Annotated in this window: 14 protein-coding genes; 3 read left to right on the top strand and 11 right to left on the bottom strand. The window is 44.8% G+C overall.

The features are described from left to right. Nucleotides 1-5: 5 nt before the first annotated feature. Complete coding sequence (locus KW844_RS12805; RefSeq protein ID WP_218377129.1) at nucleotides 6-2,030, bottom strand: hypothetical protein; 2,025 nt, start codon at nucleotides 2,028-2,030, stop codon at nucleotides 6-8. 858 nt (nucleotides 2,031-2,888) lie between these two features. Between KW844_RS12805 and KW844_RS12800 the strand changes: the two genes are divergently transcribed. Next, on the top strand, nucleotides 2,889-3,218 hold the full coding sequence (locus KW844_RS12800; RefSeq protein ID WP_218377128.1) for a helix-turn-helix domain-containing protein: 330 nt from the start codon (nucleotides 2,889-2,891) through the stop codon (nucleotides 3,216-3,218). 341 nt (nucleotides 3,219-3,559) lie between these two features. On the opposite strand, the gene KW844_RS12795 is transcribed toward KW844_RS12800, so the two are convergent. From KW844_RS12795 to KW844_RS12775, 5 genes are all read right to left on the bottom strand, one after another. After that, entirely contained in the window at nucleotides 3,560-4,555 is a 996-nt protein-coding gene (locus KW844_RS12795; protein ID WP_218377127.1) for a hypothetical protein, read from the bottom strand. A gap of 196 nt (nucleotides 4,556-4,751) precedes the next feature. Then, entirely contained in the window at nucleotides 4,752-6,119 is a 1,368-nt protein-coding gene (locus KW844_RS12790) for a sensor histidine kinase KdpD (RefSeq protein ID WP_218377126.1), read from the bottom strand. Between the two features lie 214 nt (nucleotides 6,120-6,333). Further along, nucleotides 6,334-7,344 carry a YhcG family protein gene (locus KW844_RS12785; protein ID WP_218377125.1) on the bottom strand — a complete coding sequence of 337 codons (1,011 nt, stop codon included), beginning with the start codon at nucleotides 7,342-7,344 and terminating at the stop codon, nucleotides 6,334-6,336. 375 nt (nucleotides 7,345-7,719) lie between these two features. Then, the gene (locus tag KW844_RS12780) at nucleotides 7,720-8,136 is read right to left on the bottom strand and encodes a YdeI family protein (protein ID WP_255578406.1); all 417 of its coding nucleotides are present in this window, start codon (nucleotides 8,134-8,136) and stop codon (nucleotides 7,720-7,722) included. 94 nt (nucleotides 8,137-8,230) lie between these two features. Further along, a complete protein-coding gene (locus KW844_RS12775; RefSeq protein WP_255578405.1) occupies nucleotides 8,231-8,656 on the bottom strand; it encodes a BrxA/BrxB family bacilliredoxin in 426 nt (141 codons plus the stop codon). A gap of 203 nt (nucleotides 8,657-8,859) precedes the next feature. Between KW844_RS12775 and KW844_RS12770 the strand changes: the two genes are divergently transcribed. Then, a complete protein-coding gene (locus tag KW844_RS12770) occupies nucleotides 8,860-10,365 on the top strand; it encodes an alpha-L-fucosidase (protein ID WP_218377123.1) in 1,506 nt (501 codons plus the stop codon). 80 nt (nucleotides 10,366-10,445) lie between these two features. Further along, nucleotides 10,446-10,775: a sigma factor-like helix-turn-helix DNA-binding protein gene (locus KW844_RS12765; RefSeq protein ID WP_218377122.1), complete on the top strand. Its 330-nt coding sequence runs from the start codon at nucleotides 10,446-10,448 to the stop codon at nucleotides 10,773-10,775. Between the two features lie 124 nt (nucleotides 10,776-10,899). Here KW844_RS12765 and KW844_RS12760 read toward each other — a convergent pair whose 3' ends face one another. From KW844_RS12760 to KW844_RS12740, 5 genes are all read right to left on the bottom strand, one after another. After that, the gene (locus tag KW844_RS12760; RefSeq protein ID WP_218377121.1) at nucleotides 10,900-12,609 is read right to left on the bottom strand and encodes a RagB/SusD family nutrient uptake outer membrane protein; all 1,710 of its coding nucleotides are present in this window, start codon (nucleotides 12,607-12,609) and stop codon (nucleotides 10,900-10,902) included. An 18-nt stretch (nucleotides 12,610-12,627) separates the two neighbouring features. Then, nucleotides 12,628-15,747 carry a SusC/RagA family TonB-linked outer membrane protein gene (locus KW844_RS12755; protein WP_218377120.1) on the bottom strand — a complete coding sequence of 1,040 codons (3,120 nt, stop codon included), beginning with the start codon at nucleotides 15,745-15,747 and terminating at the stop codon, nucleotides 12,628-12,630. 494 nt (nucleotides 15,748-16,241) lie between these two features. Continuing rightward, nucleotides 16,242-16,652 (bottom strand): VOC family protein, encoded by a 411-nt coding sequence (locus tag KW844_RS12750; protein ID WP_218377119.1) that lies wholly within the window; start codon nucleotides 16,650-16,652, stop codon nucleotides 16,242-16,244. A gap of 116 nt (nucleotides 16,653-16,768) precedes the next feature. Further along, nucleotides 16,769-23,527: an Ig-like domain-containing protein gene (locus KW844_RS12745; RefSeq protein WP_218377118.1), complete on the bottom strand. Its 6,759-nt coding sequence runs from the start codon at nucleotides 23,525-23,527 to the stop codon at nucleotides 16,769-16,771. A 10-nt stretch (nucleotides 23,528-23,537) separates the two neighbouring features. Beyond that, the gene (locus KW844_RS12740; protein WP_218377117.1) at nucleotides 23,538-24,701 is read right to left on the bottom strand and encodes an ABC transporter substrate-binding protein; all 1,164 of its coding nucleotides are present in this window, start codon (nucleotides 24,699-24,701) and stop codon (nucleotides 23,538-23,540) included. Between the last annotated feature and the right edge of the window lie 7 nt (nucleotides 24,702-24,708).

Below are 24,708 nucleotides of genomic sequence, written 5' to 3'. Positions count from 1 at the left end.
AGATTTCAGAATATCTTGGTATAGGTTATTCTGCCTGTATTGTTTGATACCAGTTGTCTGGAAGATCCGGGCAGGTATCGTTTCTGAGCACTGCCACTGATGTCCCCGACATAGGGTATCCTCAGTCTGATATTCATACCATAACCTAATTGTGATAAATTGTATTTTGATTGATAATTATGCTGTACTGAACCGCCTGCCTGTAGCCAGTAACAAATCTGCCAGTTAACATCCCCGGAGGCGGTATAGAGATTATATGCGTTTGTAATACTGGTATTTAACTGGCCAGTCAATGTCAATTTATGTAGGAATATAGTTTGGCTAGCGGTGAAGTTGGTACTGTTGAAATACACGAAGGTGCTATCAGTATCCTGATTGAAAAATCTGGAGTAAGCCAGCAAAGTGTTCATCATCACTTCATTTAAACGATAGTTGTAGGTGGCCGTACCAGTAAGGGTATGAAAGATTTGCTCTGTAAAACGCTGATCACTGAGTTTTACCAACTGGGACGTAGGCTGATAAGCCAACGTAATAAAAGGCAGGCGTGGAACCCTAATGGAAATCTGGAAACGCTTAAATAGGGTATTGCTTTCAAAAGCTGCCGGCTCAAAATAAGTACTATAACTATTTTTGCGTAATGCCGCAGATAGTAGTAACTGCTCTTTAAATAATGGTTGATCCACCTGTACCACCCATGCGGTTTGCTGTGAGCCGGTAGTGTACAGGCTGAAGGATTGGAAATTACTTCCCATTTGGCGATAGCTGCCCGTTAGTCTGGTGGCGGTCCGAGATAACATGGTGGCGATGCCTATGCTCCATGCTTCGTTGCTGTGTCCGTCAAAATTGAGCATACTCTGAAGGTTACCTTGCCCATGTCCTTTTCGGACATTGAATGGAAGGGAAGATTTGGCTATTTCACCGGTCACATAGGTTTGACGACCCAGTTGCCATTGACCTTCGAGCGCAATGCCCATCAGGTGGTTGTCCACAGAGACAGACGGGTCTGCGGGTGTTGCATTCGCACCGTAAAGCTCTTTTTTTCCGGTGTAATAGGTGAGATAAATATGACTTGATTCCCGTTGCCCCAAGCCGGTTCGGATCAGGTTTAGATATTGCGGGGACCTCTTCTCCCTGATAATAAAATTTCTGAAGGTATAGTCAACAGTCCCGCTGGCTACTGCCAGGTACCAGGATGGATTTAATTCCAGCTGTACCCCTGTAATGCTGATGTTTCGGGCAGTAAGCTCAGAATAATCAACCATTGATCGCCCTATGCCAACATTTCGTATTGCCAATAGCGTCTTGTAGCCTTTAGGTAATACTGAATCTGGTACCTGGAGTGCATCGAGCGCATCGGTAAGTGCTTTGTTATTTTTACTATGTTGTAGGGCATTCAGTAGTCTGGTTTTCTGAGACATTAGCCCTTGATATGTTTTATCATACTGTTGCTTGAGATGATCATAGTGATCCCCCAGTGAATCGAGCTCTCTGTTGTATTTTTCTTTTTCCAGGATCTTGGATTGGTAAAGAGAGTCATGGTTTTTGAAAGATGATAGCCTACCCATGGCAGTATCGCGTGCTCGCAGGTACAATAATTCTCTGGCTTCCACGGATTGCTGCGTATATACGTTGCTGTTATATGAGGACTTCAGTTTATTAAGCTGGTCAAAGGTATCATCAAGTTGTTGCTGAAACTTATCGAGGTTGGCCTGGCGTTTTGGGTCAGTTACTACCCACTTTCGGGCATTCATAAACAGCTGATTTTTAAAATCATTGCTGTTAAAGGATATTTTACCGCCTGTCAGATTGTTGAATAGGGAAGAGTTACCCTGTTGGGTACTAAACGAAACCTGGACGGGATAACGATTTCTTACAGTAATACTCAGATTGGTTTGCAGGGTGTGCTGATGTATGTTGCGCTCTGCAAATGGTGTGTCGATGTTTGATTGATAAAAATAATCATAGGTAATATTTCCTTTAATTGTCAGAAATGGCACTTTGGAGGGTGGAGGAGTAGGTTCAGTTCTCATTGGTTCTGCAATAAGGTCCAGTGTTTGCATTGGATGATAGAGCATTACCTTTGCTACCACCCCTGTTTTGCAATCTCCCCGTAATATCAATATACCTGAATCGGCTGAAGGTCTGGCCCCCAGGCTAAATGTTTGTGCATACACCTTGATCTGAAGGGTTATTAGGCAACAAAAGCATATAGTCTTAAATGTACGAATATTGGTCATACAGCCTTCTATTTCCGATTGTTAGCGAAATGGAATGTCAGTGATGATGAAATACCTGGGCATAAAAGGTAACCACCGGCGAAAACCGGTGAAAATACTGGATATAACACTGAGAATCCTGGACCTGCCAGGTCGGACAACGACGATTTAAAGGTTACATAAGAGTAGTATACAACAAGTGCTGTTTTAACTGCTACTCAGCTAATTACGAAAAATGAAAGTCAGGCGAAATTCCGGTGGAGATCAGGTATAAGAATGCCAATGCTAATAAGTTACATCCAATCACTGATTATTATAACCTGGAGGGAAATACGATAAACAGGGCGTCTTGAATTATGCGATTATGTGTTACTGCCGGTTGATAAAATTCAGGGGTTATGATAAATCAGAATTAATACAAGGATACACTTTTTTTTGATTAGTAAGATTGAATTTTTTGAACTAGAAAATATTAGGTGCCTATCAATACGAGGAACTTCAATATGGACTTGTAAACGGAGCATAGTTAAGTGGATAGTAGTGCCGCAATGTTGCCGCAGTGGGTTATAAGCCGTGAGTAGAAAAATTTAATTGAGTTTTTTTTCATACTGGGAAGTGAACTATGAAATACCACCTTTCCATCACCATACATTTGCCGCAAAGGTTTAAATTATGGCAAAACAAACCTCCTCTTATCGCATTCCATCCAATCCGGATTTACTCGTCACTTATGGTGACTTACAAAATTTTCATAACGACCTTTTAAAATCCATTCGCCAAGCTATATCTGAACTCCTGCCAAAGGCATCGCCCAAGTGGTTAAAAACATATCAGGTTCAGCGCCTCCTTGGATGCAGTGCAGGAACCCTCCTTACCCTGCGTTCAAATGGAACTTTGCCGTTCTCCAAAATTGGAGGTACAATCTTTTACTCAGTTGATGATATCGAAAAGCTCCTTCAATCCAGGAAGGAGAATTCTAATAATTCAAAAAGTAAATTATGAAAAAGCAATTATTACTGTTAGCACAGAGTCCGAATATCAGGTTGTATTTTATTTCTGATCCTTATCAACATAAAAAGTATCCACAACGCCAAAAGATTAATACAAGAGGGTTGAAATTAGACGTTTTACTAGGCATAAATATTCCTAAGTTTTTTGGGAAGCACCTTGTGATACAGCATTACTTGCCAGATCCCACAATCTTAAAATGTAAGGCGTGAGAGTGTTTTATTATTGCATTTTGTGTCGGTGCTCGCGCCCCAGTAATATATTTTAAGTTGCTATTTCATTGTTGGGATATGGTGTCTGGCATATCTCTGACACCATATCCTCATAGTTTGAGTTTACATAATCCCTCGTGGAATATTCTCATAAATGTGTGGATATCGTGTCGATATTTTTGTAGACCAAAATACATTTCCGGATATTAAATACTTTAAGGCCATTACTTGCTTATGTAATTGTTCTCGTAAGGCGGGATATCGATTCATTAAATCTAATGAATTTGCAATAAATTGGTTCATTTCATCATCATGGAATTTTGCAGCTGCTGTTATACCATTCTCAATCGTCAAATTATCGGTTTTCATAAGTACTGTGACGAGGTTGAAGTCAGCCCCTGATGTGGATTGGCCTAATTCTTTTCCCAATGAAAATAAATCATTTGAATAACAAATGACATTGCGCACATTGATTATCATATTTTTATAAATCTGATCACTTTTAACTGAAATAGGTAATTGGCAGGCTGCCATTAATGGCATAGAGTCCGTTGCTAAGTGAGCTGCGCCCAGATACTGGCGCATTTCAATGTAGGATTTGAGAGTTGGTGCTTTGCCTGCTAGGGCTGTACTAAGCTGCCACATACCTCCTAAAAACATATCCCGTATGTTTTCGATAAAAATTGTTAACCAGGTAGCAGTACCAATAGAACATAGCCTTTTCCAGATGTCCGCAAAGGCTATTAGCATGTTATCATTGCAGTCATTTGGTAAGCCACCTGATAGTATGGAAAAGTACTTGTCAGCCAGATTCTGCATGGCAGCCATAGAATTAATCGTGGTTGTTTCGTCAAGGTTGTCATCTAATAGAAAAAGATAAGTGTTCAAATCGCACCAAACATATAATGCCTCTTCTGTAGCAAATGGATAGCTGGAGACGATCATTGCGGCAAATTTCTGTCTGGTATAGAATTGCTCATGTTCGGGCGACTTAATCAAACTAAACTTTCTTAGCCATGATCTGGTATGAGCTTCGACTTTTTGAACCAGGAGTGCATTTTCATATGGAATGAATGGACAATGCAATTTTGGAATCGCGTACAATTTAAATTGTGGCATGGTGAAATGTCTTAGGTTAGGAAATAATGCTGTAATTAGTATAATGTTAATTTAATAAACACCTTGATAACTTAATCATGCAATATTCTCCAATCTACGATTTCATTTTACCACGATGAACTAATCTTATCTAGTTCGGGTTGTTGTTAGCTCAAATAATAGCGTATTTGAAGGGTTCTTAGTGTTTGGAGTTTGATTAATTGTCTCCTTTATTTTTGTAACCAATCTTACTAAAATTGGATTTTGGAAGGATAACATGAAACGCAATTAAATCTTCCTCACAAGTTACAGTTAGTGTTCCGTTCATTGTTTCAATACATTGTTTTGATACAGATAGCCCAATTCCTACACGTTTTGAATTAGACCTTTCGATACGTGCGTGGCTATCTGTAAATAATTCATCTATTTGCGTTGCGCTCATCTTTTCCTTAATTGAATTTTTTACGCTTATTAGTATCGAATTTATATTTGCTCGAAGTGAAATAACAATTTCTGTTTTTTTAATTCCGTAGCGAATCGCATTTTGTAGGAGATTGTTAATTACCATTTTGGTCATGGAGACGTCTACGACAATAGGAGCGAGTAGAGAGCTTTGGACAAGTCCTGTAAATGTTATTACTTTTTCTTCATGCTGCGCATAAAGCTCATTCAGTTTTATCATTTCTATGATGATTTCTTCCAAATCACATAGTTCATAATTAGGCTCAATTTGGCCACGTTCCAGTCTGTCGGCATTCAGAAGATTGGAGCCTAACCTCTGTAAATTTGAGTGGGCTATGAAAAAATAATTTACTAACTCTTTAACGTCAGGTTGATTTTGTACCTTCTCCAATACAAGTTCCGCCATAGGCATGGCCATATTTAGCACGAGATTCATTTCATGTGCAACTGATCTCAAATGATGGTTTCTTATGGAGTTAAGCCCTTGCTCATGGATAATCAATTCATCCTGGCCTTTGATGACTTTTTCCTTTGTATCCAACATCCCATTTTTAATTTTAGCGAAAACCCCGAAAATGGCAACGACAAGTGTGAAAACGCACAATATTCCGATTCTTTCCAACCAATTTTGTTGAGCAATTGTACGACTCAAGGCCACGTCGATTCGGTAGTCATATCCTATGATTAAAATGGAGAGAATTAACAATGAAAAAAACAGACTGGCAATAATTTCTGCTTTTGTCTGAAAAACAAACATTGCAGCGCCAGCCAAAAAGAAAAGCATCAGGATAATACTAAGTGTCGGACCTAAGATAATTCCAAAATATAGTGTGGCAAGATTTAATGTTAAAAGGAATAATATATTTGCGCATTTAGGTCTACGTATAACATTAAGCAATAAGACTCCAGTCAGCATTGCAATTTCAATACTTCCGCCGAGCAAAACTCTTGAGTCATTGAGATAGTAACTGAAGATGGGGGCGATCGTCAGATTGATGGCAATGATCCCTAAACAGAAGTAATTAATGATTTTAATAACCGCACGTGTGTAGGTATCGAATTGCGGCATTGATAAATCCTCTGAATCATTTTGAATGGAAAGCAGGTTTTGTATTGATTTCATGGGAGGTGGTGTTAAGAATAATGGTGTAATATGATGGAATATTAAATTTGGTCAATAAAGTGCTCAAAAGGGCACTATTGTGAATGAGGGACTGTAATTTAATGATTTGATAGTATTTTATCAAAAATACATTTAAAATTATCTTAGTTGTAAGGTCGATGATCATGGTAAGGCTTCAATAAAGAATTATTTGATCCCAAATATGGAAAATACCTTACTCGTCTATTAATTCTCTTTCCATTTCTTCAATTGTCGGAAGTTGAGTTTTAAGGTCATCAGGGATTATTTCTGATAACTCAAAGGAACTTATACCTATTGGCTTATTTAGGTCGCGAAGAGCATATTCTACTTCTATTTTATCTTTTAATCGACATAAAATTATCCCGATTGATGGGTTATCGGTTATGTGTTTTAATTTACTATCTACTGCGGAAAGATAAAAGTTCAATTTTCCTGCATATTCAGGAAGAAATTTTCCTGCCTTTAATTCTATGACCACAAAACAACGAAGGTGTAAATGATAAAATAATAAATCCAGGAAGTAATCGGAATCGCTGATTTCTAATTTATATTGACGGCCAACAAATGCAAAACCCTTTCCGAGTTCCAGCATAAAGTGAGTAATCTTCTGTGTCAAGGCAAGTTCAATTTCTCGCTCCTGCGCAGTCTCTTCTAATCCAAGAAAATCAAAATGATATGGATCTTTGATAGCTTCGGCCGCCAGGTCAGACTGTGGTTTAGGAAGCGTGGAATCGAAATTATGATCAGACTTGCCTTGTCTTAAATGAAAATTATGTTTAATGTTAATTTCTAACTGATTTCTCGACCATCCATTTTTATGGGTGGCTTTGGCGTATAAAACTACCGTTGCCAGGTCTTTAATTTTAGAAATTAACAGTCGTTGGTACGACCAAGGCAATTGTGCCACAGGCTGTGGCACAAATTCGAATTGTTGAGAAAAGAAAACGTACCATTGCCGTATTGAATACAAATTTCTGCGAGAAAATCCATTTATCTGAGGAAAACTTTTTTTGAGATCGATGGAAAGTTGTTCCAGAAAATTCTCTCCCCATTTGTATTCAGTTTGTTTGGAAATAATTTCCTTTCCTAGGTCCCAGTAAAGTTCTATTAAAACTATATTGAAATTGGAAACTGCCTTTAATTGAGCTTGATTAACCTTGTTTTTTATTTCCACCAGCCACTCTTTATAAGCCTTGTTGGTCATTTCAGTTGTTTTTGCATTTTGCTAGTTAGAAGTTATTTTAAAGCATGAAATTTAATGAGTACTTATGTAGAAAGTGTTTAGATAATGTGAATAAAAGGAGCTTAACTTATTAATAACAATAATTAACTGACCTCAAAAACGAAAATCATAAATTGATGGAAGAGAACGAGGCTAACAGGAAACTGCTGCTGGATATACAGGCCAGGCTACAGGCACTGGAAAAACGTGTAAAGTAATGACCTGAAAAATAGTCTGAAAGAGATTTAATTCTCCTAAATACCTAGTGCGTTCATATAATACCGCATTTGATATGCAGGGCTATTGTATGAACGCATTTCTAAAACTCACGGTGCTGATATGCACAGTGTATGTAACTTATAGCATCTCCACCCACATCCCCGTCCGCTTCGCCAAATCAATCTTCTCCTGCCCAAACTCCGTCATCAACCCTTCCGCAATCAATCGCGTCGCTCGTTCTATATTAGGTTTACTCCACTTGCTTTTCGCCTTCCGGGGGGTAAAGGTGAGATAAAAGCTCTCCGGATCACGGCGCTTAGCTTTACTATCTATCCAGCCGAAGCAGAGGGCCTCCTCGGTGGCCTCGATCAACGATATGCAAGGGACTTTACTGTGCTTACGGTACTGGATTAGCCATACGCCAGCCTCAGTTTGAGAGTTTTCCCGGAGCCATTTACGCCATTCGGCCCTGGTAGCGGCATATACGGCTTGTCTTCCATCAAGTGTTTCCATAATGATTGATTGTATGGTAAAGGTAGGATGGGGGTTTGACAACCCTATGTCAGCAGGTGGAGGAGAGGAGCTAACTTTTTTTAAGGCGGTGAGGAAGGGTATGCCAAATCATCACCATTTAGCATACCCTTTACCATTACTGAGCAATAAATTCTTCAAATACACCGGACAGTTCCCCGGCTAACGACTGTGCATCTCTCGATTCGATACGGAATTTTGGAAGAAAGTACACCAGCTCCTTGTCTTTAAAAAGCGCAATACTGGGGGAGGACGGTGGGATATCGGCCATATACGAACGTAGGCGGGCAGTAGCTTCCAGCTCCTGGCCAGCAAACACGGTAACTATCCGGTCCGGCTTTTTGATGCTGCCGTCTTCCATGATTTTTCTGATAGCCGGGCGCGCCATACCTGCGGCACAACCACATACACTGTTGATGATGACCAGGGTAGTGCCATCCTGCTCCATCACTTTGTCCACATCCTGAGGCGTCAGTAGTTCCTGTACACCCACACCGGTGAGCTCTTCCTTAAATGGCTTGATTAATAAGGGGGAATAAGGCATAATATACATTTTGAGGTTAAAGATGGGTATACAACAGCATAGCCACTGAAATGTTTAATCGGGCTTCCACCTTAAAATGCTAAAATATGCCCAATCCTGGTCAATCTCCAATCAATACCCTGCGGCTGAATCGGTTATATTTGTGTTATACTCGTGACCACGTTGAAAAGATGGCTTTACATCTCCCGTTACAAAACAGACCAATGAAAAAAAATACTTTTACAACTGCCAGCTTATTTTTACTTACCGTATTGTCTGCATTGATTTCCCGTGCGCAAATACTGCAACCCGCCACTGCTCCCAATCGCGCACAACAGGCGCTCATTAACAGGGGCTACGGGATGTTCATTCATTTTGGTGTAAATACCTTTGCCGACGTGGAGTGGTCCGACGGTACGATTCCCGCCGAAAAATTTAATCCCACACACCTGGACCCGGAACAATGGGTGAAAACCGCAAAGGACGCAGGTTTCAGGTATGTGCTACTGATCACCAAACATCACGACGGGTTTTGCCTCTGGGATAGCAAATACACCACCTATGACGTGGGATCGGCGCCCGTTAAAATGAACATCGTAAAAGCAGTTTCTGACGCCTGCAAGAAATACGGGATTGGCTTTGCTATCTATTATTCTCTGTGGGACAGACATGAACCTGTATATAAAGACAAAAATCCCCAGCTGTACATCGACTATATGAAAAAACAGCTGACGGAACTTTTTGAAATCAACCCGAATATCTGTGAGCTCTGGCTCGATGGAGGCTGGGATAGGAAACCGCAGGACTGGGGCCTGGATCAGGTGTATAAACTGGTGAAGCAATTCAACCCTGCCTGTGCCGTAGGTGTAAACCATACTATCGTAAACGAAGAAGGAAAACGAAACTTCACCAGGCCAGGCAAAATGACCGAAGATAATAAGTACTATTTTCAATATTATCCATCCGATTTCAGACTGTGGGACCCGCAGATTATTACCCTGTATGATAAAAAACAATACCTGCACGAAGGGAAATCCTATTACCTGCCTTTCGAACATACCCTTTGCATCAGCAGCCGATGGAACTGGTTTGAAAAATCAGCCGAGCTGCCAGTGCGCGACCTGGATGAACTGCAGGAACTTTTCTATTGGTCAACTGCAAACAATAATTCATTGGTTATAAATGTGCCGCCTGACAATACTGGCCGCATCAGACCCTATACCGCTAACGCTGTTATTGAACTGGGAAAAAGACTGGGACTGCAACCCAACAAACCACTCCCTAAAAATGGGGAGCTGATCTCTGGGCGTCAACCTGTGACAGCAACGAGCACGGGACAATATAAGGGTAACCGTTTGGAAGCTGCCAATATTAATGATGGAAACCTGGATAGCCGTTGGGAGGCCGCAGACTCAACTGCCACTATTGAACTCTCACTCAATGAAGCAAAAGCCTTTAACAAAATCAGCATCTTTGAATACAAAGATGTAAAGGAACTTCCTGATGGTTTTTCGCAGATTCGTATCCCCCGTATCTTACAGTACAATATTCAGCTGCTGGAAAAAGGGGAATGGAAGACTATCTTCCTGGGAGAAGAACCAATGGGGGATTGTAAAGTAATTAACTTCCCCCAGCAATACCGAACGCCAAAGCTGCGGCTAAATATCCTAAAAGCCAGTAGCTTGCCGGCGATCAGCGAAATTAACGTTATGCTGAAATCAGGTAAATAATAAGTAGCCCGGTAAACTATGTTTTACCGGGCTTTTTTGTAACCTTTTTGTTGTGCTTGTCATCTAATGGAGCAGGTAGTTTGAACAAAATCTACTCCTATGACAAAATGGATAGCAACATACCCGCAAATGAACTCACACAGATATTGGAAAATGCCATTGAACAATTACCGGAACAATGCCGCCTGGTATTCCGGCTCCGTGAAATAGCATCCATGACTGTCCGGGAAACAGCTGACACCCTTCACATACCGGAAGTAGAGGTAAATGCGTTGTTGACCAAGGCCAAAGTAATGCTGCCGGAAACGCTGCATGGTTATTTAAAATCGTCTGTAAACAATTTAACAGCATCACAGGCTGATCGAATTGTGCATTATGTAATGCATTACCTGGGAATTAAAGACGCCTGAGCTGCACAAAATTGGCGTATATCCCCCGTCATACACCATCGCTGCATAGTGGCCGCCTTTAAGGCAGCCCTGATATCTCCCTAAAATCAAAAAAGGTCCGGCTCATAAGCCGGACCTGTAAATTTTAATTTCCATATCCTGTATTCTGCTCCAATACCGCCCCTGTATTCTGCGTGATCTCCGTAGTGGGTATCGGCCATAAATTATGGTACGGCTCTATGGTAAGCCCCGACTTCGGATTATACTTTTTATCACGGTCGTACAGCAAGCCTAAGCGCGTCAGCGTTACGGCACGGAACTCCTCCATGTATAACTCACGTAAGCGCTCATCCAGCAGGTAATCGATGCTCATTTCCCCAGCAGTGGCAATGCCAGCCTGGGACCTGTTACGCACCACGTTCACATCTTCGGCAGCTTTTTGTCTGTCACCTTTGCCCAGGTAAGCTTCTGCCCTTAACAGATAGGTTTCCGCCAGGCGGGCCATGTACTTCTGCATAAATAACCTGGAAGCGCCATTTAACAATAAGCCACCAAAAGGATTGGTCACATTCGTTAAAATAGCGGGGCCCGCAACGGATACAAAATCACCCGCCGAAGGAGAGGCTTTCCGGATCACCGGATAAAAATTACGAATAGTATCACGGAAATCCGCCGGCTGCACCTTGGCCTTGTAGCCATCCTTTACATACCATTTGCCATAATCAGGAGAGGTAGCAGGCACTCCGGAAATCTGAATATCCCTCACAATGTTATTCGGTGAATTGCGAATGTCCCCAGGAGTCCAGATCTCGTAAAAGAAATGGGAGGTAGGCCGTATCCAGCCAACACCATTGGAGGATACACTATCCACGAATTTAGCGTTGAACAGAATCGGTATTTTTGTTTTCGTAGTAGACTCCACAATCCGCACCCCTGTTAAGCTCGGTACTACTGCCCAGGCAGTCTGATCGCCCACAGAGGCAGAGTTGTTCAGGGTAGACTGTATCACCAGCAATCCTTCATGGTTACCGGTGCTATAATTCTGATTGTTGTACTCAAACAAATCGCGGTACACATCACCCGGTAAATTGGCTCTTCTGCCAAACCTGCTGGTCATCAGCGATACACCGGAAAAATTGATCACAGAAGAAGCGCTGGCAATAGCGCCATCGTAATCTTTCAGCGAAATCAGGACTTCTGTAAGTATGTGTTGTGCAATCTGCTTATTAACAGTACCATCCGGCACCTTGTTGATATCGGACAGCAAGGTCACCGCCTGCTCCAGATCCTTTTTACATTGGAGATATACACTGTCCCTGCTGGTACGCACATAATCGTAGCGGGGAGCCGCCAGCTCATTCAGTTCCAGTGGAACGCCACCAAAGAGATTCGCCAGGATTTTATAGGAATAAGCCCTGAAAAACAAAGCCTGGCCCATGAAATTATTCTTGTCGGCGTCGCTCAGTTGGGTGGATTTATTCAGCTGACTAATGATCAGGTTAGCGTTAGTGATAATCTTGTAATAAGCGGTCCAGATGCCTTGCGGAATAAAGTAGCTGGGCACCATCGTAGCTTTGTAAGCGTTCAGCTTTGCTGCCGGATCATAGTCAGTAGCGTTGTAAGCAAAGTCCGTCGCATAATACAGCCCGAAGTAAGTATCCAGATTGATATTACCCATGTAAATATTACGCACACCATTGTACAGGTTATTAGTAGCCTGCTGATACTGGGTGGCGTTTTGCAGGGAGTTGTCCGGCGTGTAGATCGACAGCGGATCTTCGTCCAGGAAGCTCTTGCTGCAGGAAGAAACGATTGCACTGATGCCAAACAGGTATATGAAGATGCTTTTTTTCATGTCTTTAAGTTTAATGCATTAAAATGTCACGTTCACACCCAGTGAAAAGTTTTTCATCACCGGGTAACCATTCTGGTCCAAACCGAGGCCACCAGGCATTCTCAGGCCAAGCGACGAGCGCTGGCTGGCTGGAGGATTGGATTCAGGATCCCATCCGTCCCACTTGGTGATGGTCAGCAGATTTTGTGCATTCACATATATGCTGGCGGATCTGATCACTTTTAAGCGACTTAAAACCCCTTCCGGTAAGGTATACGTGAGGGTTACATCTTGCAAACGGATAAAACTCCTCGACATATACGGCCCGAAATTCTCGCCCAGCGTGGCCACGTAAGCCGCAATACTTCTGTAGCGTGCATTCGGGTTATTAGGCGTCCAGTAATCATACACAAAGCCGTTGTTGTTGCGGATGTTGTCCGGATTTTGCAGCATGATACCCGGTGCTCCGAGGTAACCATTTTTACCGCCCTGTATGGTGTTGATGAAGAATTTCAGCTGGAAAGCCTTGTAGCTGAAACTATTGCTGATACCCAGACTATATGATGGGTCCAGCTTTCCGAGGATCTGTTTATCATCCGGAGTAATCTTTCCATCGCCGGTTCTGTCTTCGATACTGTACTGACCCGCTTTGAAACCCTGTGCGGCGAGGCCGTCCGGGATCTTGTCGCCGATCTGATACATACCGGTGATTTTGTAGTCGTACACCACGCCATAAGGCTGTCCGATGAAGTAACTCAGGATCGGATCTCCGCCATTGATCAGGTCTTTTTGGGTCCCATCGATATCCAGCACTTTATTGCGGTTGCGGAAGAAGTTACCCGTTACTTCCCATTTGAAGTCCTTGCCGGCAACAGGAACACCGGTGATGTTCAGCTCCTGGCCTCTGTTCTGGATTTTTCCGATGTTGATCAGGAACGTATTGAAACCCGTGATAGTAGGGGTAGCCCTGGAGTTCAACAGGTTTTTTGAATTGGAGAAATAGAGATCCAGTGAACCGAAGAGACGATTGTTAAGGAAAGAGAAATCCACGCCGGTGTTAAAGGAATTGGTGGTTTCCCAGCGAAGGGCGGAGTTAGGCAGCTGATTTAAGAAGGTACCTAATTGCGCACCGCCGGAGGTCCCGTACAGATAACCGTTGCCGAGGCCTACACTCATCTGTGCCAGTGTTTGATAGCGGCCCACAGTTCTGTTACCGGTGGAGCCGTAGGAGAGTCGCAGTTTCAGGTCATCGATAAAGCTAACCGGTTTGAGAAACTCTTCTTCCTTCATACGCCATGCAAATGCAAGTGACGGGAAGGTAGCCCATTTGTTGGTAGCAGAAAATCCGGAGAATCCATCTCTTCTGACAGTACCGGTGAGAATATATTTTTTATCGAAAGAGTAGGAGAGTCGCGCCATTTGGTATAGTGCCTGCTCTTTCCAGGGCAGTATACTCAGGTCGTTAGAGGTGGTGAGTCGCGCAGGATCACCAACATCCAGCCTGTTGTACGACAATACGCCGTTTGTAATACCACCTGCGGAAGTACTGGTTCCGTCATGATTATTCACTTCCGCGCCATATAGCAAAGTGAGGTCCACACCGTGTTTCCCGAAATCTCTTTTATAGGTGAGAATATTATCCAGCGTCAGGAAGTAGTCCGTCTGATAGGTTTTGTAGGCAGTTGCTTCCACAGAGGGGGCATTGTAGTTGAACCTGTTGGAACTGATATAGTTGTTCCCGAAGTTGACCCGATAGTTCAGCCCTTTGATGTAAGGAATGTCGATGCTCACAAAAAAGTTACCTGTTAAGTTCAGGTTGCGATCGAGGTCCCTGGATCTTTTCAGGACTTCAATTGGTGTAGGTGTGGTCGTTTGTGCATAAAACTCCAGCATTTGTCCGGTTTTTGGGTCAAACGGGAGATTATAAGGCTTCAGCAGCATGATGTCGGAGAAAGCAGGAGAAACGCCGCTGTAATCATTGATAGAAAGACTTGTTTGCGCGCCAACGGTCAACCAGTCGGCTGGCTTGGCTTCCACGTTTACGCGGATGCTGTTTCTGCGGTAGTTATCACCTTTGATGAGGTTCACCTGATCGAAGTAACCATAGCCCATGTAGAAGCGTAGTTTCTTGGAACGGCCGCTAAGGCCGATGTTATGGTTTTGGATGCGTGGGCGGCTGTTCGTCATCAGGTCCCACCAGTTGGCCTCGTAGCCGTTTTTATAGTTGTCGGCCTCAATAGCTGGCATTTTCGTAGTGGGGTCCCAGTTAGGGTTCATTTTCGTAGGGTCGTTCGGGTCACGACTCTCGGACAGGTACCAGTCGCCCAGCTTTTGCACGTACTGTGCACCGGATGCCGGGCGCATATCTTTCTTGGTCATGTCCTGAATGGAGTAGGAACCGCTATAATCCACCGTTAATTTATCCATGCCGCTGGCGCCGCTTTTGGTGGTCACCAGGATCACCCCGTTAGAGGCCTGAGAGCCATATACAGCGGCGGCACTGGCATCTTTCAATAAATCAATACTGGCGATATCAGAAGGATTGATGGAGGTCAGTGAGCCTCTGTAAATCAGTCCATCCACCACAATCAGGGGCGAGGTAGTACCGGAAATAGAGTTGCGGCCGCGTACCATCAGAGTAGGGTCGGTACCGGCCCTGCCTACCTGACCTACGGTGAGGCCGGGTACTGTTCCCCTGAGGGACGACATTACGTTTGCATTCGGCGATTGTTTCTGTACCTGTAAATCTGCTTTCGCAACGGCGCCGGTCACATCCTGGCGTTTGCGGGTACCATAACCTACTACCACTACGCTGTTCAGCTCACTCACGTTGGAGGACACGATGAACGATAGCGGTGTATTGTTGCCGGTGCCGATTTTATAACCGGTAAAAGATTTAGCATCGAAGCCAATCATACTCACGTTAAAAGTATAGCTGGCTGCGGGTAAATTTCTGAATACAAATTTTCCGATACTATCGGAGATAGCGACGTTCACACGTTTCCCGCCGGAGGTGGCTTCCACGGTGGCGCCGGGAAGCGGTGAGCCTCCCTGGTCAGTTACGGTGCCCGTTACAGTGCCTGATTGTGCATACGAATGCACATAGGAGACACAGAGGAGCAGCATGATGGCAATGATAATTTTCCCTTTACTTCTCATAACGCAATTTTTTGGGTGTTAGTCAGGGTATGAAAATGTGTTAGTTGGTAACAGCCGCCAGCAGATGTTTCTGGTGCGCCGTAACGGGCTGATGTTTTTTTCATAATGTGGTTTTATACGTGAATAGATACTGGTTGTGCAAACGATTGCATTTCTTCAATAAAAAAAGAGACTCGAAGGTCTTTAGTTGATAGTTTATTCGCCTGTCTATGTACTATATCTGGTTCTTCTCTTCTGGCAATGCTAACAGTATGACTTTCAGCATTGGGCGGTTTTGGTTGTAAATGAACAGTTGTGGAATTTGCCGGTGGCAGCGTGGGCTGTAGCACTGACGTAACGGGAAGTTATAGAATAATTGATATCGACGGAGGCAAATTTTGGGGTGGGATAATATTGTATTAGCAAATGATTAATTTATATTTAAAATAGGAGGGAAGATTAGACCTTCGGTGTCACCTTTAGAGGGGCCGCGCGGGCGCGCGGGACGCCCAACGCTACTTTTCTGCATGCAAACCTACCTTATTACCTTCTGAATCGAGTATGATGGCAATGTAACCTGCAGGTATCTGTACTTTGGGAGACAGTAATTTTCCGCCGGCAGGTACTACACGGTCTAACACCGTTTGCAGGTCCGGGCTGGCGTTGATATACACCACTGTACCATTGGCGGATGGTGTATGCCTTTCTGATTTAGCCAGCACGCCTGTTACGCGTCCGGATGTAGCTTGTACCACCTTGGGGTCGTACGGGAAAAAAACGGACTCATGATCTCCATCCTTTCTTTTTTCCATCTGAATTCCGAGAATGGTTTCATAGAATTTTTTAGCCCTGTCGAGGTCCTCCGCCGGAATTTCAAACCAGGTGAGGACATTGGTGTGTGCGTCGATTTTTTGAAGCTTTTGCATATGTGATGGTGTTGATGATGAACATAAACGAACACAAAGTTCCTGCCGGTATGATAAAAAAAAGTCAGCAGCCGGTTAAGGCTGCTGACTTTTATAGAAAGATGCTAAACTAATACTTATTGTTCTCTTACGATGGTGATGTAACCTTTGGCCACTTTAGCACCATTTTCTATCGATAAGATATAATAGTAAGTGCCGGTAGACAATGGTGCACCGTTTACGGTAGCATCCCAGTCGTTGCTGTAGTTTTTGCGACTGTATACCATGCGGCCGGAGCGGTCAAAAATTTTCACTTCATTATTTGGATAGCTGTCCAGGTTGCGGATTACCCACTTATCATTTCTGCCATCCCCGTTAGGAGTGAGGATATTTGTTGCGTCTACTTTGAAGTCGGCCACAACGGTTACGGCAAAGTCTGCCGTGTTTTTACAGCCTAAGTCATTGCTTACGGTTACATGATAAGTAGTGTTCAGCATTGGTCTGGCTTCCAGTACGGAGGTCTGTTGACCGCTGATGATGCCGGCGGCATTATCCCATTCGTAGTGTGTACCACCGGTAGCGGTGAGGTGTATAATATCTCCTTTGGAGATGGTGTTGCCTTTGTCGCTGGTGATGGTTACGGCACCTAAGGTAGCCACTTCAATATTGAAGGAGCGGCGTAATGTATCGATACCACCGTTGGCGGTACCGCCATTGTCCTTAATGGTGACGATCACATTTTGAATGCCGGTGGCGCTGGTTTTGAGCTGGTAGGTGATTACACCGGCAGCGCTTACACTGAGCTTATCGAAGTTGGAAGCTTTATCCGTGAGGATGTTGAAGGTGTATGTCTGGCCTGGCTCTACAGTAGCAGCACCACTGAGTTGGATGGTGTGTTCCTGGCCATCAGGGCAGATGGTGGTGTTGGCGATCGCATTGAGCGTAGGCGCCTGGTTCACCATTTTCACCTGGATGGTAACTGGTACGGCTACACTGGTATTGAGTCCGTCGCTAACGGTGATGCCTAACGTTACGGTGTTGTTCACCATGCTGTTGAGTTTCGCCTGGTCTGCCACGGTGATGTTACCGTTGGCATCTATGGCGAAGGCGCCGTTGGAGTTGTCGGTAGCGATGGTCCAGTTTTGCAGGATACCTGAGGCATCGGTGGCCGTTACTTTACCTACCTGTGTACCTACGGTACTTCTTTCCAGTATCTCAAAGGCGAGGCCTGTGGCGATAGCAGGAGCGGTGTGATCGTAGAGGAGGGTAATGGTATTGGAGGCCGTATTGCCGTTATTCACCACATTCTGTGCCTGTGCGGCCGGGAGTGTTACGCTCACGTTGCCGTCGGCAGTTGGGGTGATGATGAGGGTATAAGTGATATTATTCCCTGTTTGTACGTTGCTGGCCGTGCCGTTGGTGACGTTGAAGTCGGCGGCTATCAGTCCGGTTACTGCTTCGTTGAACACCGCGGTTACGGTAAACGGTGCGTTTACGCGGCTGGCGGCGGTGGTGGACAACTGTACAGACGGTGATCCTGTATGAACAAATACGCCGCTGGTTGCAGCAATGTTGTTCAGCGTGAGGATGGCATTATTGGTAGCATTGTCTTTAATGCTGCTGCCGTTTAAGCTGATGGCAGTACCCAGTGCAATGCCGTTGAGGTCCATATCGCCAGGCTGTACGGTGTAGCTAAACGCCAGGCTGTTGGCGGTAGCAGTGGTATAGTTAGCTTTCACGGTGCCAGTAGTCAGGATCACATCCAGGGAAGGTGTTCCTCCGCTGAGTTGGATGTTTTCGCTGAACCGTACAGTGAAGTTCAGTACATCGCCTGCTTTGTAATAACCGTTGGTTGGTACTGTTACGGCAGTTACCGTTGGTGCAGTGCCATCGTAGGTAAAGTTGAGTGTGTTGGAAGCGATATTCGGATTGCCGCCAATGTTTACCGCTTTGTTAGCCGGCAGTTGTACACTTAAGGCACCATCTGCTGTTGGCGTGATGGTAACGGTGTAGGTGATATTATCTGTCGACTGCACGTTGCTGGCAGTACCGTTAGTTATGGTCAGGTCGTCCGCTGTCAGCACAGCTACTGCTTCACTGAAGGTAGCGGTAACGGTGAACGGCGCATTCAGCAATGCCGGAGCTGCGGAGCTCAGCACTACGGTAGGGCTGGTGGTATTCACCAACACGCCGGTGGTAATACCGATGTTATTAAGGGTCAGGTTTGCATCGTTTGTAGCGGCATCTCTGATGGTTGAACCATTTGCGTTCAGCGCATTTACAGTAATACCGTCTGTATCCTCATTTCCGTTTACAACCGTGTAGCTAAAGTTCAGTTCGCGGTTAGTGGAAACGCCGGTGTAGGCAGCCTGTACTGATTGGGAACCAATAGTCAAGGCCAGGTACGGATTACCGCCTGTAGTATTCAGGACGAAGTCCTCATCGAAGTTCACGGTAAAGTTCAGTACATCACCCGCTTTATAATATTTGCTTGCAGGTACTGCTACAGCAGCTACTTTCGGAGCGGTGATATCGTAGTTGACCGTTAATGTATTGGAGGCAGTGTTGCCGTTGTGACCGATGTTTTGTGCTTTGTCAGCAGGAACATTTATGGTAACCGGGCCTTCGCTGGCTGGTACGATGATCACGCTGTAATGTGCATTGTCGATAACGGTCACCGGACTGGAAGATCCGTTGGTGACGGAAATACCTGCGCTGGTGAAGCCGGTTACATTTTCACTGAATGCGATATTCACCGTGAATGGCGTATTCATGCTTGGTGTAGCCGGTGTGCTGAGTGTTACCGTTGGGTGAGTGGTGTTCACTCTCACAAATGATGTATTACCAACATTATTGAGGGTCAGGTTTGCATTGTTGGTGGCGGCGTCTCTGATAGTACTTCCCGCAGTATTGAGGGATACTACCTGGATACCGTCCATATCCGACTGACCATCCAATATGGTATACTGGAAGTTGAGGCCGTTGGTGCCGTTTTGGCTGGTGAAGCCGGCGTTTACATTGGTACCTCCGATGTTGAGCGTCAGGGTAGGTGTTCCGCCGCTGATGTTAATGACCAGGTTCTCGTTAAAGCGAACGATAAAGTTGAGCGTGGTGCCGGCATTATAATAATCGTTTGGCGGTACGGCAACTGAGGTTACCGCTGGCGCAGTACCATCGTAGGTGAAGTTGAGTGTATTGGAAGCCGTGTTACCGTTGTTACCGATATTAACTGCGTTATCAGCATCGAGACTAATGCTCACTGGACCATTTGCGGCAGGCGTTACCACCAGGGTGTAGGTGGTGCCGGTGCCGGTCAGTATTGCTGATGCGACATTTGTCAGGTTGAAGTCGCTGACGTCGAGGCCAGTTACCGCCTCACTGAAAGTCGCTGTTACCGTTACCGGGCCATTGACGAGGGCAGGTGTAGTGGTAGATAGCGTTACTGTTGGATGTTGTGTATTCACAAACACACCTGCTGTTGATGGAACGCCGTTTAATACCAGCAGTGCGGCATTGTTGGCAACGTCAACGATGGTGGCGTTGTTAAGTACCAGGTCATTGACAGCGATGCCGTCACTGTCCATGTCGCCGTCGACTACAGTATAGCTGAAATTTAATCCATTGGTACCATTCAGACCGGTGTAGGTGGTATTAACCACGGTGCTACCGATGGTGAGGTTGAGTGTTGGTGTGCCGCTGGTGGTATTCAGTGTAATGTTTTCACTGAAGCGAACGGTGAAGTTCAGCGGCTGGCCTGCTTTATAATAACCGTTAGCAGGCACAGTAACACTAGTTACCGCAGGTGGTGCTGTATCGTATATGCGGGAGAGTGTATTGGAGGCAGTGTTGCCATTGCCACCGATATTTTGTGCCATATCAGCAGCTACCTGCACAGCGACAGTACCTTCCGCGCTTGGTGCAATTTGTATAATATACGTGGAACCGGTGATTTGTGTGAAACCCTGTACTACACCATTAGTAACAGTAATGTCAGTAGGTGCGAAGTTTGTAACACTCTCACTGAAATTGATAGTGGCATTAAACGGCGCATTCACGATAGCCGGAGCGGTACTGGTAATAGTCGTAGTTGGGTGCGACGTATTTACACGTACGTTCCCTGTGGATGGAACACCGTTCAACGTCAGGTTCGCATTGTTGGTGGCAGCATCCTTGATAGTGGAGCCGTTTAGGTTCAATGCACCTATTGTGATGCCATCCATATCCATATCACCGGCAGCCACTGTATAAGTAAAGGTGATGGAATTACTTGTGCTGCTGGAGTAGGCTGCATTTACAGTAGCCAAACCTATGGTCAGTGGCAGGCGTGGTGAGCCACCGGTGGTGTTGACAATGATGTCCTCACTGAAATTAACAGTGAACGCCATGGTTTCACCCACCTTATAATATTGGGGAGATGGCACCGTTACTGAGGTTACAGAAGGAGCGGTAGCATCATAAGTATACGTGAGGGTGTTGGATGACGTATTAGGATTATGACCGATGTTTTCAACTGCTCCTGACGGAAGGCTGATTGTTCTGGTTCCATCCGATGCTGGAGTCATCACTACATCATAAGTGATGTTATCGATGGGAAAAAGCAAACTCACAGTGGTATTCAGCACATTGAAATCGCTCACAGTTAAGCCAGTAACAGCTTCGCTGAATACTGCTCTTACAGTAAACGGTGTATTTGTAGGCATGGTAGTACCCACAAAAGACAGTGTAACCGATGGAATAGAGGTATTGACCCTCACCAGGTTGGTAGCAGCAACGTTTTGCAGCGTGGTGGATGCATTGTTACCCAGTGCATCTTTGATGGTGCCGCTGTTATTCTGTACCAGCGGTTGCACCTGTATACCATCCATATCCATTTCACCTTGTTGTACTACATAGGTAAACGTGAGCTCGTTGGTGCCGGTGCCGCCTGTATAAGGTACCTGTACAGCATCCAGGCCTATAATGATGTTGATATACGGAGTGCCGGCCGTTTGATCCACGAAGGCTGCTTCATTGTAGATTACCTTAAAGGCGAGCGACTGCCCTGCGTGGTAGTATTCGTTAGCAGGTACGCCTACGCTGGTGATCTGAGGGCCGGTGGCATCAATTACCCAGAGATAGCCGTCGGGGCTGGCATCGACATTTCCAGCCGCGTCTGTAGCTGCTACCTGGAAGGTATGCGGACCGTCCGCAAGTCCTGTGAAAGTAATCGGGGAAGTAACCGGATTAGCTGGGCCACCATCTAGCCTGCCTGTGAAAGTACAATTTGGCTCATTGGCCGAAAAGGTAAAGGTAGCGGTGGATGAATTGCTTGGATCTGTTGGGCGGGTACCAATAGCTGTATTAGGTGCCACGCGATCCAAAATAATATTATCACTAAACGTAGTAGTATTCCCAGCGGCATCTTTCAAGCGCACGGTTATTGTCTGGGTGCCGTCTGTAGCAGCTAGCGTGAAGTTTTTTGTGGTGGCAAAAGGTTCATCACCTGTAAACGAACTACCATCCGTTGAGAACGCCATTTGCATCGGTGTGGATGCATCACTGCCGGTTAGCGTCAATGTAAAATTAGGCGAATTGGTGTAAGCTGCACCACCATTGATGGTAACTGACCCGGTAGGAGGTACTCTGTCAATGGTGTACGATGGTCCGGAGGTATAAGGTACAGGGGTAACTATCGGGGAGATGCCGGTGCCGTTAACGTCCAGTCTGACCGTACCTGCGGTACCGGTACCTGTAACAACTGTTACATCATATTCCGTAGCACTGTTTTGCACTACAGAGCCGATGGATGAACCAGTAAGACCTGTTGTAGTCAGCGAGAATGAACTAGCCGTAACATTGGAAGCAGCTCCGCTGAAGGTCACGCGGAAGACTACCGTGTTTGAGGCTGTTGGGTTGTTGGACAGTCGGGTGATAGAGGTGACACTGATGGTAGGAGGGGATAGAATCACTACTTCTCCGCCATTTTCGCCGTCGTTAGCATATACTTTGCCATTGGGCGTTACTGTTAAGCCCCACGGATAATCATATAGGGATGTTTGGTGAAGTTGAGTATAAATCGGCTCACCTGCGGCAGCAAAGCTGGTATATTTTACCACCTGGTACCTATTAGGATCACTTAATACAGCTTCAGATGTGTAGAAATTATCATTGATGTCAACTGCAATTCCAGTGAATGCCCGACCTGTGGCTACAGTTGAGGCGACTCCTGCGGGAGTTACTTTCACAATTTGTCCGCCCGTGGCATCTAGAAAGCCCGTCACATAGATATTATCATGCGAGTCAACTGCAATGTTACTGGGTAAGGAAATGGTAGAAGATGTTGGATATGGAATTCCACTCCATACTTCTTGCAAACCGGCATTTTGTGCAAATGAATTGTAGCGCACAAGCCGGTAAGAATCAGTGGCCTGTAAATATTCAAGTGCTAACAGTTTGTCATCATTGTCAATTGCTAGCGCAGAAAAGTAACGTCCCGATTGAATTATGCTGCTGGTTGGACTATATATATAACCAGGAGGTGAGAGTTTTATGATCTCCCATTGGCTTGTCTGATTAGGGTTAGTGACGAATACATCTCCGGCATCATTAACCGCCAGGCCCCAGGGGTAATTATTGGGAGGAGAGTTTTTGATAAGATTTCCATAGATTACCTGCGCGGTTCCAGCACCATTCGTGTATTTCACTACTTCGTAATTGGTACCAGCTGCATTAAGGCGTACCAGGTAGATATTGCCTTGCTTGTCTTTTGTTATTGCAGTATATCTACCACTTGAAATGCCTACTGCTGCCTGCTCTAAAGTAGTTTTAGTGTACTGCGCAAAAGCATCAGCAGCTGATAATAATGAGAGAAAAATCAGCAATATCCTGCTGATACTTCGAGTAAAAATATCCTTCATAAAAATGGGATTAAATACAGAGGAAAGGATTTTGCCATCCAGAAACTGATTCATTATGAATCGACTCAAATTCTTTCGCATCATAGCGCATGCCTGCTCCCTGATCAAGAATTAATTTATTTATTTTATTACCAGTAGTACTGATCTTGAGAATGTTGACTGTAGGAAGTGCAAAGCCTGAAGAGGGGTAAAAATTCTTCTCTCCTCTGGGGCCATCTATCACGCCTGTACGTAGTTGCTGTTTTACTGCACTCCAGTCTTTTTTCTGTGCATAAGGCAACAGTTCACGCCACATCAATCCGGCTTCATAGCCCATCAGGGCATAAATGTTTGCAGGTTGTTGTGCCATGCTTTCAAATTTCTTTACAAACAATTGGTTAGCCTTGGTTTGATCCTCACGTATCCAGGTGGCTGAAGAAAAAATTTCAAAGTCAATATGCTTAATGTCCTGCAATATGTCATCATAAGCCATCGTTTCGTTGATCAGTAACGGAATTTTTTTATGGAAACCGCTCTGAATCCACTTTTGCATAAATCGGCTACCCATAGCACCGGCAAAGATGCCATGGACATAGGACGGAGGATCTTTCGCGAGTGCTGAAAAGAATTTATCCAGATCCAGTTTTGAAGGATCATTTTCATCGAATGGCAAAACCGTCAGACCTATATGTGTACTACCTGCTGCTATCACACCTTCCCTGAAGGCACTATTAAGGTGATAACCTGCTTCATATACAGGCATGATCATGTGCCCGCCATCCCCAAACCGCTGATGTGCCCAATTTCCCAGGGCATATTCCGATTGCCACAATTGATGGGAGGCATAGAACATATCATGGCTGAGATGTGGGAAATGTGGTATGTATTCACCCATATCAAAAAAAAATCCCGGTTTACGGGATTGTTCTACCAGTGGAATGATATCCGCAACTACCTTATAACTGATTAAACCGGAAAGTATATCGACATTATTAAAAAAAAGCAGCTTACGGGCTGCATCAGCAGATGCACGAGCGCTTCCCATATGGGTATACTCTGATGTAAACTGCACGGTTCTTTGACGCACGGGGTCCAGGCCCATGCCCAACATCCAGCCTGTAACCAGGTGGGCAGAATAGGCAGGGTAAACACCGGAATAAGGAGTAAGAAGCCCAATAGAAAGCGCTGCTTGCATATAATTT

This window comes from Chitinophaga sp. sic0106, assembly GCF_019219075.1.
In the GTDB taxonomy this organism is placed as follows: Bacteria; Bacteroidota; Bacteroidia; order Chitinophagales; family Chitinophagaceae; genus Chitinophaga.
The sequence above is the reverse complement of the archived record's forward strand: the minus strand, read 5'-3'. Positions and strand labels throughout refer to the sequence as shown.

Excerpts from the sequence above, each read along its gene's own strand:
- KW844_RS12775 (WP_255578405.1), bottom strand. The coding sequence starts at position 8,656 with ATGCCTTATTCCCCCTTATTAATCAAGCCATTTAAGGAAGAGCTCACC.
- KW844_RS12740 (WP_218377117.1), bottom strand. The coding sequence starts at position 24,701 with ATGCAAGCAGCGCTTTCTATTGGGCTTCTTACTCCTTATTCCGGTGTT.
- KW844_RS12760 (WP_218377121.1), bottom strand. The coding sequence starts at position 12,609 with ATGAAAAAAAGCATCTTCATATACCTGTTTGGCATCAGTGCAATCGTT.
- KW844_RS12795 (WP_218377127.1), bottom strand. The coding sequence starts at position 4,555 with ATGCCACAATTTAAATTGTACGCGATTCCAAAATTGCATTGTCCATTC.
- KW844_RS12755 (WP_218377120.1), bottom strand. The coding sequence starts at position 15,747 with ATGAGAAGTAAAGGGAAAATTATCATTGCCATCATGCTGCTCCTCTGT.
- KW844_RS12800 (WP_218377128.1), top strand. The coding sequence starts at position 2,889 with ATGGCAAAACAAACCTCCTCTTATCGCATTCCATCCAATCCGGATTTA.
- KW844_RS12770 (WP_218377123.1), top strand. The coding sequence starts at position 8,860 with ATGAAAAAAAATACTTTTACAACTGCCAGCTTATTTTTACTTACCGTA.
- KW844_RS12785 (WP_218377125.1), bottom strand. The coding sequence starts at position 7,344 with ATGACCAACAAGGCTTATAAAGAGTGGCTGGTGGAAATAAAAAACAAG.
- KW844_RS12745 (WP_218377118.1), bottom strand. The coding sequence starts at position 23,527 with ATGAAGGATATTTTTACTCGAAGTATCAGCAGGATATTGCTGATTTTT.
- KW844_RS12805 (WP_218377129.1), bottom strand. The coding sequence starts at position 2,030 with ATGAGAACTGAACCTACTCCTCCACCCTCCAAAGTGCCATTTCTGACA.
- KW844_RS12790 (WP_218377126.1), bottom strand. The coding sequence starts at position 6,119 with ATGAAATCAATACAAAACCTGCTTTCCATTCAAAATGATTCAGAGGAT.
- KW844_RS12750 (WP_218377119.1), bottom strand. The coding sequence starts at position 16,652 with ATGCAAAAGCTTCAAAAAATCGACGCACACACCAATGTCCTCACCTGG.